Raw genomic sequence first — 13,662 nt, 5'->3', positions numbered from 1 at the left:
CCCGGCGCTTACTGCGTCGGGCCGGCCGCGGAGGCGAAAGTGCTGGTGCCGCCGCTCGCATATTTCTTCTTCGCCGTTTCGACCCAGGAGGCGAACTCCTTGTCCTCTACGACGCGAATCGCGATCGGCATGAAGGCGTGGTCCTTGCCGCAGAGCTCCGAGCACTGGCCGTAGAACATGCCGGTCTTGGTGGCCTTGAACCAGGTCTCGTTCAGCCGCCCCGGAATGGCGTCGATCTTGACGCCGAAAGCCGGCAGCGCAAAGGCGTGGATGACGTCCGCGCCGGTGACCTGGACACGAATCACCTTGTTGACCGGCACCACCATCTCGTTGTCGACGCCGAGCAGGCGGGGCTGCTTGTCCTGGGCCATCAGCGAGTCGAACTCGAACTTGCCGTTATCAGGATAGGCATAGGACCAGTACCACTGCTTGCCGGTGGCCTTGATGGTCAAATCCGCCTTCGGCACGTCGAGTTCGAGGAACAGCAGGCGGAACGACGGCACCGAGATACCGACCAGGATCAGCACCGGAACGAGCGTCCAGGCCACCTCGATCAGCGTGTTGTGCGTGGTCCGCGACGGCACCGGATTGGCCTTCGCGTTGAACTTCATGACCACGATCACCAGCAACGCCAGAACGAACAGCGTGATCAGCGTGATCAGCACGAACAGAAAGTTGTGGAACCAGACGATATTGTCCATCACCGGCGAGGCGGATTGCTGGAGCGTCCATTCCCACGGCGCCGGCTGCCCGAGTTCGGCGTATGCCGCACCGCCCGTCGCCAGCGTCAGACCCGCCACGGCCAATCCCAGCAAGTGCCGGCCCACATGGCCCATCGACATCCTCATGCCGTTCGCGCTCCCCTAACGAAATCACCCCAAGTGCATCCCCCTATTTCCGGGAAACGCTTATTCGATCCGCCCGTCTGACAAACCGCCGCGCAAGAATACCTCTAAGAGGAATTGGGGCCAGATCGCTAGAACGCCGAAATCAAGCCTCTCAAACCATAATTCTTGATCTATCGCAATGCAGTCTTGAGCCCCGTCTGTCAGCCATCACCCGCAAGATATTTCCTAGTAACATCAGAGAAAAATACCGTTTCCCGGGATGCCGCGGCTTGACAGCGGCATTGCCCGCGGTAGGCACTGGCAGACAGCCGCGCAGGAACCTGATTCGTGCGGGCGATGGCGGTGTGGGCGGCGCGGAATTTGCTTGCGAATCGCCTTCAAGACGCCGTCATTCCCGTATCAGTCCGCCAGGCACGAGCGACCCAGGCGAGCAGAGGGACCGACCCGATGGGGTTTTCGAGAAGCATGGCAAGGCAGGCGAGCGGCCTCACGATGCTGGCGGCGGTCGTTGTCATGGCGCTGCCGGGCCTCGCCCATGCGCAGGGCGCGGTGCGCTCCGTCCATGGCGACTGGCAGATCCGCTGCGACACCCCGCCCGGCGCCCAGACCGAGCAATGCGCCCTGATCCAGAGCGTGGTGGCCGAAGACCGCTCCAATGCCGGCCTCACCGTGATCGTGCTCAAGACCGCCGACCAGAAGAGCCGGCTGATGCGCGTGGTCGCCCCGCTCGGCGTGCTGCTGCCCTCCGGCCTCGGGCTGAAGCTCGACAACCAGGACGTCGGCCGCGCCGGCTTCGTCCGCTGCCTGCCCAATGGCTGCGTCGCCGAGGTCGTCATGGACGACAAGCTGCTCGGACAACTCCGCACCGCCAAGACCGCGACCTTCATCATCTTCGAGACCCCGGAAGAAGGCATCGGCTTCCCGCTCAGCTTGAATGGGCTCGGCGAGGGCTACGACAAGCTGCCGTAGGGGCGGCAGGCGCGTCCGCGCGCGGCGAATCCTATCGTTTCGTAATGTGGCACCTGGCACCCTCGCGGAACCGCCGGGAAACCATTATCTTGCCCTACATCTTCCGATAATGGACGGACGCATGACCAATCCAGCCACAACCTCCCTGCTCGACCGCGCCAATCTCGACCGTGATCAGGTCCGCAACGAGGTCGCACGCGGGCTTGCCGGTGCCGACGACGGCGAATTGTTCCTGGAATACAGCCAGACCGAAGCGCTGATGTTCGACAATGGGCGGCTGAAGCAGGCGACCTATGACACCTCGCAGGGCTTTGGCCTGCGCGCCGTCAAGGACGACGCGGTCGGCTATGCCCATTCCTCCGACGTGTCGCTGCCGGCACTGATTCGCGCCGCCGACGCGGTCGCTGCCGTGCGCGGCGGCTATTCGGGCAGCTTCGCGGCCCCGCCGGCGCATACCAACGTGCGGCTTTATAGTGACGACAATCCGCTGGATGCGCCGGGCTTCGAGACCAAGGTCAAGCTGCTCGCCGAGATCGACGCCTACTTACGCGACAAGGATCCGCGGGTAAGGCAGGTCAGCGTCAGCCTGGGCGCGACCTGGCAGGTCGTCGAGATTCTGCGGCCCGATGGCGAGAGCTATCGCGACATCCGTCCGCTGGTGCGCGTCAACGTCTCCGTCGTTGCCGGTCAGGGCGACCGCCAGGAGAGCGGCAGCAAGGGCTATGGCGGCCGCGCCGGCTATGCCGAATTCATCGAGAGCAAGAACTGGCGCGATGCCGCCGACGGCGCGCTGCGCGAGGCCCTGGTCAATCTGGAATCGATCCCCGCCCCCGCCGGCGAAATGGACGTCGTGCTTGGTGCCGGCTGGCCCGGCGTAATGCTGCATGAGGCGGTCGGCCATGGCCTCGAAGGCGATTTCAACCGCAAGAAGACGTCCGCGTTCGCCGGCCTGATGGGCCAGCAGGTCGCGGCCAAGGGCGTCACCGTGGTCGACGACGGCACCATTGCCTCGCGCCGCGGCTCGCTGTCGATCGACGACGAGGGCACGCCGACCAACCGCACCGTGCTGATCGAGGACGGCATTCTGGTCGGCTACATGCAGGACCGCCAGAACGCGCGCCTGATGAACATGAAGCCGACCGGCAACGGCCGCCGCCAAGGCTACGCCCACGTGCCGATGCCGCGCATGACCAACACCTACATGCTCGCCGGGGACCGCGATCCGGCCGAGATCCTGGCGTCCGTGAAGAACGGCGTCTTCGCCGCGAATTTCGGCGGCGGCCAGGTCGACATCACCTCGGGCAAATACGTGTTCCAGTGCACCGAGGCCTACAAGATTGAGAACGGCAAGATTGGCGCGCCGCTGAAGGGCGCCATGCTGATCGGCAACGGGCCGACCGATTTGCATCGCATCCGCATGATCGGCAACGATCTCGCGCTGGATACCGGCATCGGCACTTGCGGCAAGAACGGTCAGGGCGTGCCCGTCGGCGTCGGCCAGCCGTCGCTTCTGATGGAACGTATTACTGTAGGTGGAACGGGCGCATGAGCGTTGAGAAGGTAACTGTCACCGCCAAGCGGAAGAGCAGCGGCTGGGCTGGTCAGCTGATGCAACTCGCCGGCATCGTCGCCGCCGTGTTCATCGCCAAGGGCGCGCTCGCCGAGCCGTTCTATGTGCCGTCGGGTTCGATGGAGCCGACGCTCCTGATCGGCGATGCGCTGCTCGCCTCGAAATTCCCCTATGGCTACGGCACCTCGTCGCTGCCGATCCAGATCAACCTGCCCGAAAGCGGCCGCGTCTTCGCGGAGACGCCGAAGCAAGGCGACGTCGTCGTGTTCCGCTGGCCCGGCGATCGCTCGCAGGCTTGGGTCAAGCGCGTCGTGGGTCTGCCCGGCGACCGCATCCAGATGCGGCAGGGCCAGCTCTTCATCAACGACCGTCCGGCCGAGCTGAAGCCGGATGGTGTCGGAGCTGCCGAAGACGACAATGGCGGCAGCGAGCCGGCCTACCGCTACATCGAGACGCTGCCGAACGGCGTCTCGCATCTGATCTTCAAGATGCGCGACAACGGTCCGCTCGACAACACGCCTGAAGTGACGGTGCCGCCCGGCCACCTCTTCGTGCTCGGCGATAACCGCGACAATTCCGCCGACAGCCGCGTGCCCCTGCGCTCCGGCGGCGTCGGCCTGTTGCCGATCGACAATCTGGTCGGACGCGCGGATGCCGTGCTCGGCTCCTGGGATCTCGGCATGCGCGGCCAGCCGGTGTGGACCTGGCTCTCCGGCTTCCGGCTCGCGCGGTTCTTCACCGCCGTGCACTGAGCTGATCCCAAGGTCTTGATCAAATGACCTTCGACGACGTCAGAAAATTTGCGCTGACGTGGCCGGAGGTCGAGGACGGCACCTCCTACGGCACGCCGGCGCTGAAAGTGCGCAAGAAGATGCTGGTGCGGCTGAAGGAGGACGGCGACAGTCTCGTCGTGCCCGACGTCCCCATCGACGAGCGCGCCATGCTGGTCGAGAGCCAGCCAAAAATCTTCTATTTCACCGATCACTACGCCGACTATCCGATCGTGCTGATCCGCCTGTCCAAGGCCAAGCGCACGATCGTCGAGCCGTTCCTGCGGCGGCGCTGGCGGGGCCTCGCCTCGAAGACCGCGCGCGCCGCGTTCGATGCCAGCGCGTGAATCGTGGCCGCGATGGATCGCGACCGCTTCCTCACGCTGGCGCTGAAGAACCCGGTCAATGTTGCAATCATCGGCGAGCTCGCCTCGCTCGCGCTTCCCGATGCGTGGCTCGTGTCGGGGTGCCTGGTGCAGACGGCGTGGAACGTACTCACGGACCGCGCGGTCGATCATGGCATCGCCGATTACGACGTGTTCTATTTCGATCCTGACACCTCATGGGAGGCGGAGGACACGGTGATCCGCACGCTGCACGCGCGGCTCGCGCATCTCGGCGTCAAGATCGAGACCCGCAACCAGGCGCGTGTGCACCTTTGGTATCCCGGCAAGCACGGCCTGCCCTATCCGCCCCTAACCTGCTCGACCGACGGCATCGACCGTTTCCTCACCCAGAACACGCAAGTCGGTGTGAGGCACGCAGGCGACAGCTTTGAGGTCTACGCGCCGCACGGCTTCGACGACATAACCGGATTGATCGCGCGGCCCAATCCGGGCCCGAACTTCTCTGCGGCGAGTTACGCGGTGAAGGCCGCGCGATGGAAGGCGGTGTGGCCGGAACTCACGGTGATTGCCGCGGAGTGATCACGCCGCCTTGGCCTGTACATTGTCGCAGAACTCCGCGAGCCGATCCGCAAGCCGCAGCGTTGCGGGGCTGGCGTCGGGCGAAGCCATCAGCGCCACTTCGGTCCGGTTGATCGGCTCAAATCCGTCCTTCGCCGTCAGCACGCGATGGTCGGACTGGATCGACATCTCCGACAGGATGCTTAAGCCCATGCCGGCGGCGACCGCAGCCTGGATGCCCGCGAGACTCGATGACGAGTAAGACATGTGCCAGGCGCGGCCCGCGCTTTCCAGCGCGTGGATGGCGCCGGCGCGATAGAGACAGCCGAGCGGAAATCCGATCAGCGGCACGGACGAGGCGTTGACGTCGACCGGATGGCTCTTGCTGGTGACCCAGTGCACCCGCTCCGGCCACACCGCGATGGCGCCCTTCGCCCCGGCCTCGCGCTTGAACAGCGCCAGGTCGAGCTCGCCGCGTTCGAGGTCGCGGGACAGGTTCTTGCTCTGGTCGGCGCGCACATCCATTCGCAGACCCGGATGTGAGCGCGAAAAGGCGCCGAGCAGTTTTGCCAGCCGGTACGCCGCAAAATCCTCGGGGATGCCGAGCCGGATCGCGCCCTCGCTGTCGGGCTCGCGCAGCACGTCGCGCGCCTCCTCGGCGAGCGTGAGCAGCCGCCGGGCGTAGGACAACAACCGCTCGCCGGCCTCGGTGGGGCGCACGTCCTTGCCGTCGCGGTGCAACAGCACCTGTCCGACGTCCTCCTCCAGCCGCTTGATCTGCTGGCTGACGGTCGATTGCGTGCGGTGGACGCGCTCGCCGGCGCGGGTGAAGCCGCCGGCCTCGACCACCGAGACGAAGCTGCGCAGGAGCTCCAGGTCGAGCATGGCTGCTCTCCATTCGAAAATCCACTGATCGGAAGTTAATCATTTAATTTCCAAATGACAAGCCGTCTCCCTAGATCGAGGGTTCAGGAGAATGCCCTCATGTCGCTCGCCACCTCGCTTCCCGCAGCCCCCAGCCGGTTCAACACGCTACCGCTCGCCATCGGACTGTTTTGCCTGCTCTGGAGCTATGCCTTCGTCGCCGGAAAGATCGGCGTCACCCACTGCCCGCCGCTGATCCTGCTCGCCGCGCGCTTCTCGCTCGCCGGCATTTTGATCCTCGGCGCGACGCTGATCCGCGGTGATGGCTGGTCCTTGTCCTGGCGCGATGCCGCGATCTTCGCCGTGCTCGGCATCGCCAACAATGCACTCTATCTCGGGCTCGGCTACACCGGCCTGCAATCGATCTCCGCCGGCCTCGGCGGCCTGATCGTCTCGGCCAATCCGGTCTTCACGGCGGCGCTCGCTGCGTTGCTGCTTGGCGAAGGCATGACCTGGCGCAAGGCGGGCGGTCTCCTGCTCGGCATCATCGGCGTCACCCTGATCGTCTGGCATCGCCTGTCGGTCGGCACAGACTCCCTGCACGGCATCGTCTTCACCCTGGCCTCGCTCGCCTCCATCGTCGCCGGCACGATTCTGTTCAAGCTGCTCGCGCCGAAGGGAAGCCTGTGGATCGGCAACGGCGTGCAGAACCTCGCCGCCGGCATCGTGCTGACGCCGGTCGCGTTCACCTTCGCCGACGTCCACGCAATCGATTTCACCCCGGGCCTGGTCGGCGCCTTCACCTTCCTCGTGCTCGGCGGCTCGATCCTCGCCTACTGGCTCTGGTTTCATCTCCTGAAAGTGTGTGGCGCAACGGCTGCGAGCGCCTATCATTTCCTGATGCCGCCGCTCGGCATGCTGTTCGCCTACATCGTGCTCGGCGAGCATGTCGAGGCCCGCGACCTGCTCGGCATCATCCCGGTCGCGCTCGGAATTTACCTGGTGACGCGCCCCGCAAAGCCCGTTGCGTAAGAGGAGCTTTCTGATGCCCATTTCCATCACCCTGATCGGCGGCCCTACCGCGCTGATCGAGATCGACGGCTTCCGCCTGCTCACCGATCCGACCTTCGATGCGCCCGGCGCCTACCAGCTGCCGCATGTGACGCTGGAGAAGACCATCGGTCCCGCGATGAAGGCCGATGCGATCGGCCCGATCGATGCGGTCCTGCTCAGCCACGACCAGCACTCCGACAATCTCGACAATTCCGGCCGCGCGTTTCTCAAACACGCAAAGCGCGTGCTGACGACCGAGGCCGGCGCAAAACGCCTGGGCGGCCATGTCGAGGGCCTCGCGCCCTGGGCGACCTCGCATCTGAAGGACCGTGACGGCAACACCCTGACGATCACCGCGACGCCGGCGCGCCACGGCCCGGCCGGCATCGAGCCGCTGTCGGGCGACGTCATCGGCTTCGTGGTGTCCTCGAGCCGGACGGACACGAGCGACGTCTACATCAGCGGCGACACCACCTGGTTCGACGGCGTCGCCGAGGTCGCGCGCCGCTTCAAATGCGGCGTGGTGCTGCCGTTCGCGGGCGCGGCGCAAACGCGTGGGCCGTTCCATCTCACCATGGACACCAACGACACCATCGAGACGGCGCGCGCCTTTCCGGATGCGATGATCGTGCCCTTGCATACCGAGGGCTGGGCGCATTTCCGCCAGGACGGCGAGGATCTGCGCAAGACCTTTGATGTGCTCGGCTTCGGGACCCGGTTGCGATTGCTGGAGCCGGGCCTGCCGACGGTGGTTGAGGCGCCGTGAGGCTCAGCTGTCATGCCCCGGCTTGACCGGGGCATCCAGTACGCCGCGGCGGTCGTTGCGAGAGCGAGCTATTCGACGAAGGCCTCTGGAATACTGGATCGCCCGGTCGAGCCGGGCGATGACGGGAGGAGAGAGTGGTGCTCCTCGCAATGACGGACGCTAATCCTTCCGAAACACGATCGACGCCATCCACCCCGTCATCAGCGCCATCGCGGCCGTCGCGAGGCCGTAGATCAGGCCGTGCTGCCGCGCGCTGGTCGCGACGAACTGCTCGAAGCCGACCTTGACGATCTCGAACGCGGTCTCGGTCTTGGTGACCAACGCGCCGTTCGCGAACAGCTTGATTTCCACCTCATAGGTGCCGATCGGCACCTCCTCCGGCAGTGGAATGCCGGTACGAAACAGCGTCGGTGTCAGGAACGTCACCGCGCTCGGGTCCTCGCGATAGAGACCTTTCTGGGTTCGCAGGCGGATGAAGGCCGAGCGGAACGCATCGTTCGGCACCACGTCGGCATAGTCGCCGCTGACCCGTTGGGTCAGCAGCACGTTGTTGAGCCCGATCTGCTGCCGCCGCGCGATCTCGGGCGAGGTGATGACATCGAAGGGGCGGTTGGCGAACAGCGCGAGATAGCTCGGCACCGCCAGGAACTGCCGGTAGTCGGTGTTGATCCAGATGCCGAAGGTACGCTCCTTGCGCCGCGTGACCATGTCGGCGCGCGGGCCCATCACGGTGACGACGAGATCGTAGCTCTTTCGATCCGCGGGCGTGGAGGCGTCCTTCTCGACCGAGCCGAACAGCACCAGTTCCTCGCCGGAATAGTTCGGCGTCACCGTGACGCGATGGTTGGAGACCGACACGATCAGTCGCTCGGCACGCGCGGCTGAGCCCAGCAGCAGGACGAGAAGGACTGCGAGAGCTGCGCGCATCATCCGCTCACTCCCAATTCACGGATGGTGAAGAGATCCTCGGGCCGGATCACCAGCTCGATGGCGAAGCGGACGCCGACCGAAAGGATCAACAGGCCCAGCAACAGCCGCAGCTGCTCGCCCCGGATCTTCTGGCCGGCGCGGGCGCCGAACTGCGCGCCGGTGACGCCGCCGACCATCAGGATCAGCGCCAGCACCGCGTCGACGAGGTGATTGGTCACCGCGTGCAGCAAGGTCGCGAACAGCATCGTGACCAGCGTCAGGACCATCGAGGTCCCGATCACGGTCGAGGTCGGCACCCGCAGCAGATAGATCATGATCGGCACCAGGATGAAGCCGCCGCCGATGCCCATGATGGCGCCGATGAAGCCGATCACGATGCCGACGACCACGACCGGAATGACCGAGAGGTAGATCTTCGAGCGCTTGAACCGCATTTTCAGCGGCAGGCCGTGGATCCAGTTGTGCGTGCGCCGTGGCGGCACCGCGCCGCGACGGGTCCGCATCAGGGCGCGCAGGCCCTCGGAGAACATCAGGCTGCCGACGGTGGTGAGCAGCACCACGTAGGACAACGCGATCATCAGATCGAGCTGGCCGAGCGCGCGAAGCTGCGTGAAGGTCCACACCCCGAGCGCCGTGCCGGTGACACCGCCACATAACAGCACACTCGCCAGCGCCGGGTCGATCGCACGCCGCCGCCAGTAGGACAGCGCACCGGAAAAAGAGGAGGCCGCGATGTGGCTCGCAACGGAGGCGACCGCGACCGCCGGCGTGATCCCGATGAAGATCAGCAGCGGCGTCATCAGGAAGCCGCCGCCGATCCCGAACATGCCGGAGACGAAGCCGACCGCCGCGCCCATCGCCAGCACCAGGAAGATGTTGACCGGCAGATCGGCGATCGGGAGATAGAGCTGCATCGAAGGACCACACTCCGGCGAAATGGATCGATTGCGCGGGAATGCTCGCCGGACGGTCGGAACGATTGCCGCGCCTTTCAATAGCGGAATTCGTTGTCGGGCGGGACCATGAATTTGGGGCGTGGTGAATACGGCGCGCGAGCTGTCTCCCCTCACCCTGAGGAGCCTGCGCAGCAGGCGTCTCGAAGGGCGAGGCCCGGATCGGTGGTGGGGGCCTGCATGGTTCGAGACGCGCGCCAGGGCGCGCTCCTCACCATGAGGAGTGAGAGTGCGCTCTAGTGCGCCGCCGAGGCCGAGCGCTTGGTTGCGACCGGCTTCGGCGCAGGCTTTGCGTTCGCCTGCGGCGCACTGTCCCAGCCGCCGTTCGGGGCGGGAACATTGACGGCATCGTCAGGCTGCGGCTCGGCGCTGAAAGTCTGGATCGCGAGCTTGGCGGCGGCGAGCGACTGCGGATCGAGCCGCTTGGCGACGTCGTCGCGCTTGCCGGACGCATCCGCGTCACCCTGGGCGGCTGCGAGAGTGAACCATTTGTAGGATTCGGCGAGGTTCTGCTCCACGCCGATGCCGCGGGCATAGAGGATGCCGAGGTTGAACTGGCTGTCGGCGACGCCGCGATCGGCGGCCTTGCGGAACCACTGCGCCGCGCTCTTGTAATTGGCGCCGCGTCCGCCGCCGTCGGCGTCGAGCACAGCGAGATTGTGCATCGCCTTGGCGTTGCCGCGCTCGGCGGCCTGGGTGTAGTAGCGGCGGGCGATGTCGGCGTCCTTCTTCACCCCGAGGCCCTTCTCGTAGAGCGTGCCGAGGCGGAAGGTCGCGGGCACCACGCCGGCCTGCGCCGCGCGGTCATACCATTTGGCGGCTTCATCGTAATTCGCAGCGACGCCCTTGCCCTCAGCAAAGCGCACGCCGATCTCGTAGGCCGCAGTCGCATCGCCCTTCATCGCCGCGGTGCGCAGCACCGGACCGCCGATGCCGTCAGGGAGCTTCTCGCTCGGCGGCACCTGGATCATACCGAGCCTCGCGCGGCTCGCGCCCGACAGCGCGCCGGTGACGTCGTTGCTCGCCGCAGGCGGTGGTGGCGTCGCGGGGACCGGCGGGATTTCGACCGAAGCCGAGCTGCCCGCTCCTGCCATGGGAGCCGGCGCGGGATTATTCAGCGACTGCTTCCCGATCGGCGTCGGCGAGGTCATGGACGGCGTGACCTGCTCGGGCGTGGCGGGCCTGGTCTCGACCGGCGGCGGAGGAGCCTGCGGCGCGGGCGCGCTCGACGAATTCTCCATCGCCTGCGGTGACGGCGGCGGGCTGCCGCCATCGAGCAGGTTCATCGCCATCTTGAAGGTGCCGAGCACGATCACGACCACGCTGGCACCGACCAGCAGCGAGCGGATCTTCGAGGTGATGGTCGAGCCGCCTTCCTGGCTCTTGTCCTTGGTGCGGCCTGCGATGGCCGCCTTGGCAGCTGCCTTCGCACTTGCCTTGGCACCGCGAGCCGGCTTTTCCGGCTGCGCGGCGGCGGCCTGCGCGGCGCGGCGTGCGGCCGCGATAAAGCTCGACGACGACACCGGCTCTTTCGGCGCGGCGGGGATTTCGCTGATCGCGCTTTCGGACGCGGCAATGCGCTCCGAGGGCGTGGCGACGCGGCCGCCCGGCCGTGTGCCCGGCTCGAGCGGATGGTCCGGCGGCAATTCCGGTGCGAGCGCGGCGCGCGCGGGCGCCGTGTGCGGCTCGAGGATCTCGCTGATCGCACGCGGCGGAACGGGCGGTGCGGTTGGCACCGGCGGCGGCGCGGCGGCATGGAATTCGCGCGGCGCGGCAACGAAAGCGCCCTGTGGCGGCTGTTGCGCGGCGGCCGGGTTCTGCAGCTCCGGCTTCGGATCGTATTTCGGCTGCTGCCACGGCTCGCGCGCGACAGGCGGGGGCTCCATGGGCGCGGCCATTGGCATCGATATCGACGTCGAACTGGGCATCGGCTGCGGCGCGGGTGCCGGCGGCGCCGTGCGCACCGCGCGCAGATCACCCTCGATCATCGAGAGGCGATCGACGACATGGCCGAGCGCGCTGTGCACGGCCTCGAGCGAATCCTGGGTGCTGCGGTTGGTCTCGGCCTGGCTGAAGCGGATGTCGGAGAGCTCGCGCTTGACCAGATCGACCATGCCGGAATCGGCAGACGGCGCCGAATTGCGGCTCTCGGCGAGGGCGGAATAGGTCGCCTGCTGCCGCTCCAGATGCCGCAGGATGTCGTGCAGCCCGTCCTCGACGCGGCTTAGATTGCCGTTGCGCGGATCGGAGGCGGCTTCGATCCGCTCCAGCAGATACGAGACCCGCTGTTCGAGATGCGCAAAGGTCGACGCGGAATCGTTGCCGACCTGCATGCGGTCGAAACGGTCCGACAGCGCGCGGATCGCGGCTTCGAGATGCTCGCTGCTCTCGGTGGGCTGCGGCCGCTCGCGCGTTTCCAGCGCGGCGGTGAGCGCCGCGATGCGCTGCTCCAGTACCGCAAAGCTGTCGCTAGGGCCGGACGAGCGGGTGACCTGGTCGACCTTGGACGACAGCAGCTGCACGTCTTCGGAAAGACGCGCCAGCGCTTCGTTGGAGGCGACGTTGGAGACGATGCCGCGCAGCGCCGAGATCGCGCCTTCGAGCTGGCGCACCGTCGACGGGTCGTCATTGGCGCGCAGGATCAGATCGAGCTTGGCGCCGAGGTTGCGGATCGCCTCGTCATAGCCGGTGAGCTGCTCGGCCGGCGTCAGCGTGCGCAGCACCTGCTTGATCTCGGACAGCGCGTGCTCGATGCCCGACAGGACCTGGCCGTCCGTCCCGGACGAGCGGGTCTCGTCGATGCGACGATGCAGCGAGCGGATCTCGTTCTCGATCGATTCGATCGCGCGGCGCGGCATCGCCTCGGTGATGGCGTGGCGGATCTCGGCAAGCTCGCCGCGGAAGGCGTTGATCGCCTGCTCGGTGTTGTCAGGGCGCTGGAGCGACTCGATCTGGCTCGTGATCTTGAGCAAATGGCGCTCGAGCGACGAGAAATCCGGCCCCGGCTGCGGGGGCGGCGGTGCATAGGCAGGCGCGGGCGGCGCCATCGGGGGCGCGAAAGGAGCTGCCGTCGGTGCAATCGAGGGCGCTGCGCGTGGCGGTATCTGCCGCGGCGTAAAGCCGTCGAGCTCGCTCTGCCGGGCCGTGATCTCGGCGACGGCAACGTCGAACGACGCGGGGCTCAAGGGAGGTGAATTGCGATAGACCTGTGCGGCCGCGCGCTCGACCATATCGGCCTGGCGCTGGCGCGTCTCGACGGGTGCCGGAGCCGGTGCCGGCCGCTGAGGCTGCTGCGGCTTTGAGATTTGCGACAGCCGCGCATCGAGCCGCGAGATCGCGTCGTTGAGCTGGCGCGCGACGCCCTGCTCGCGCGAGACGTCTGGTCGCGACGCGTCCTGTCGTGAAGCATCCTGGCGCGGCGCGGGCTTTGAAATCCGTTCGATCTGCTGGGTGATCGCGTCGAGCCGCTGGTGGATGTCGGCGACGTCGCGGCTCTCCTGGCTCGGCATCTGTTGCGGGCGCTGATCCTGGCGCTGCTCTTGACGCTGGTCTTGACGTTGTTCTTGGCGTTGATCGTAAGGTCCGCGAAAATTCGGCGGGGCCGTCTCGCCGAGCGTGGAGTTCAGCCAATCGTTGAGTGACATGCCGGCACGACGCGCAGCAGCTTCGGCCCGCTCCCTGACGGATGGATCGATGCCGTCAACACTCCACGATACGCGCGAATTCATGACTCTGTCCGGTTCCGACTCCGGCGCCCCACCCGGCGCCTCCAGCCTCCCCACGCGTGCCGGTTGTGAAGACAATCGGATTTGGCGCGGGTCGTCTGCCTCGAAAACCGACTTTTTCCTGTTACGGTAAATAACGGGTTAAGGAACGCGTTGCCGGTGTCTTAAAGTTGGGCGCCGGGAACCCGATTGCCGCCGTTGGCCCCGCCCCAAAGCTGCGTCCCGACAAAGATTTCGCCACGCGCCCGATCCGCACGTCTCAATGGATAGAGAGCGGCCCGATCCACGGGCGGGTTCTTGCCTGACTGG

Annotated in this window: 12 protein-coding genes; 7 read left to right on the top strand and 5 right to left on the bottom strand. The window is 66.4% G+C overall.

The window, feature by feature from the left end; translation table 11 throughout:
* Positions 1 to 8: 8 nt before the first annotated feature.
* Positions 9 to 848 carry a cytochrome c oxidase subunit II gene (gene coxB, locus ABIA90_RS09970; protein WP_354118700.1) on the bottom strand — a complete coding sequence of 280 codons (840 nt, stop codon included), beginning with the start codon at positions 846 to 848 and terminating at the stop codon, positions 9 to 11.
* 447 nt (positions 849 to 1,295) lie between these two features.
* Here coxB and ABIA90_RS09965 point away from each other — a divergent pair, with 447 nt between their 5' ends.
* The 5 genes from ABIA90_RS09965 (at position 1,296) to ABIA90_RS09945 (ending at position 5,083) form a co-directional block, all read left to right on the top strand.
* Positions 1,296 to 1,817, top strand: a complete 522-nt coding sequence (locus ABIA90_RS09965; protein ID WP_354118699.1) for an invasion associated locus B family protein — start codon at positions 1,296 to 1,298, stop codon at positions 1,815 to 1,817.
* A gap of 121 nt (positions 1,818 to 1,938) precedes the next feature.
* The gene (gene tldD, locus ABIA90_RS09960) at positions 1,939 to 3,366 is read left to right on the top strand and encodes a metalloprotease TldD (protein ID WP_028151631.1); all 1,428 of its coding nucleotides are present in this window, start codon (positions 1,939 to 1,941) and stop codon (positions 3,364 to 3,366) included.
* Positions 3,363 to 4,139: a signal peptidase I gene (gene lepB / locus ABIA90_RS09955; protein WP_063980763.1), complete on the top strand. Its 777-nt coding sequence runs from the start codon at positions 3,363 to 3,365 to the stop codon at positions 4,137 to 4,139. Before tldD ends, lepB begins: the two co-directional genes overlap by 4 nt.
* Before the next feature lie 23 nt (positions 4,140 to 4,162).
* Complete coding sequence (locus ABIA90_RS09950; RefSeq protein WP_354118698.1) at positions 4,163 to 4,504, top strand: MmcQ/YjbR family DNA-binding protein; 342 nt, start codon at positions 4,163 to 4,165, stop codon at positions 4,502 to 4,504.
* 12 nt (positions 4,505 to 4,516) lie between these two features.
* Positions 4,517 to 5,083 carry a nucleotidyltransferase family protein gene (locus tag ABIA90_RS09945; protein WP_354118875.1) on the top strand — a complete coding sequence of 189 codons (567 nt, stop codon included), beginning with the start codon at positions 4,517 to 4,519 and terminating at the stop codon, positions 5,081 to 5,083.
* Here ABIA90_RS09945 and ABIA90_RS09940 read toward each other — a convergent pair whose 3' ends face one another.
* Complete coding sequence (locus ABIA90_RS09940; protein ID WP_071917778.1) at positions 5,084 to 5,947, bottom strand: LysR family transcriptional regulator; 864 nt, start codon at positions 5,945 to 5,947, stop codon at positions 5,084 to 5,086. It lies immediately after the preceding gene.
* Positions 5,948 to 6,046: 99 nt separating this feature from the next.
* On the opposite strand from ABIA90_RS09940, the gene ABIA90_RS09935 reads away from it, so the two are divergent.
* Both ABIA90_RS09935 and ABIA90_RS09930 read left to right on the top strand, forming a co-directional pair.
* On the top strand, positions 6,047 to 6,958 hold the full coding sequence (locus ABIA90_RS09935; protein ID WP_354118697.1) for a DMT family transporter: 912 nt from the start codon (positions 6,047 to 6,049) through the stop codon (positions 6,956 to 6,958).
* Positions 6,959 to 6,971: 13 nt separating this feature from the next.
* Positions 6,972 to 7,745, top strand: a complete 774-nt coding sequence (locus ABIA90_RS09930; RefSeq protein ID WP_354118696.1) for an MBL fold metallo-hydrolase — start codon at positions 6,972 to 6,974, stop codon at positions 7,743 to 7,745.
* Positions 7,746 to 7,904: 159 nt separating this feature from the next.
* Here the strand turns inward: ABIA90_RS09930 and ABIA90_RS09925 are convergent, their stop codons facing one another.
* From ABIA90_RS09925 to ABIA90_RS09915, 3 genes are all read right to left on the bottom strand, one after another.
* Positions 7,905 to 8,675, bottom strand: a complete 771-nt coding sequence (locus ABIA90_RS09925) for a TIGR02186 family protein (RefSeq protein ID WP_063980759.1) — start codon at positions 8,673 to 8,675, stop codon at positions 7,905 to 7,907.
* The gene (locus ABIA90_RS09920; RefSeq protein WP_354118695.1) at positions 8,672 to 9,589 is read right to left on the bottom strand and encodes a sulfite exporter TauE/SafE family protein; all 918 of its coding nucleotides are present in this window, start codon (positions 9,587 to 9,589) and stop codon (positions 8,672 to 8,674) included. The genes ABIA90_RS09925 and ABIA90_RS09920 overlap by 4 nt, the downstream gene beginning before the upstream one ends.
* 275 nt (positions 9,590 to 9,864) lie before the next feature.
* Complete coding sequence (locus tag ABIA90_RS09915) at positions 9,865 to 13,356, bottom strand: tetratricopeptide repeat protein (protein WP_354118694.1); 3,492 nt, start codon at positions 13,354 to 13,356, stop codon at positions 9,865 to 9,867.
* Between the last annotated feature and the right edge of the window lie 306 nt (positions 13,357 to 13,662).

Origin of the sequence: Bradyrhizobium sp. LA6.8 (genome assembly GCF_040547935.1) — a bacterium.
GTDB lineage: Bacteria > Pseudomonadota > Alphaproteobacteria > Rhizobiales > Xanthobacteraceae > Bradyrhizobium > Bradyrhizobium barranii.
This window is presented reverse-complemented; position numbering and strand designations above follow the sequence as displayed.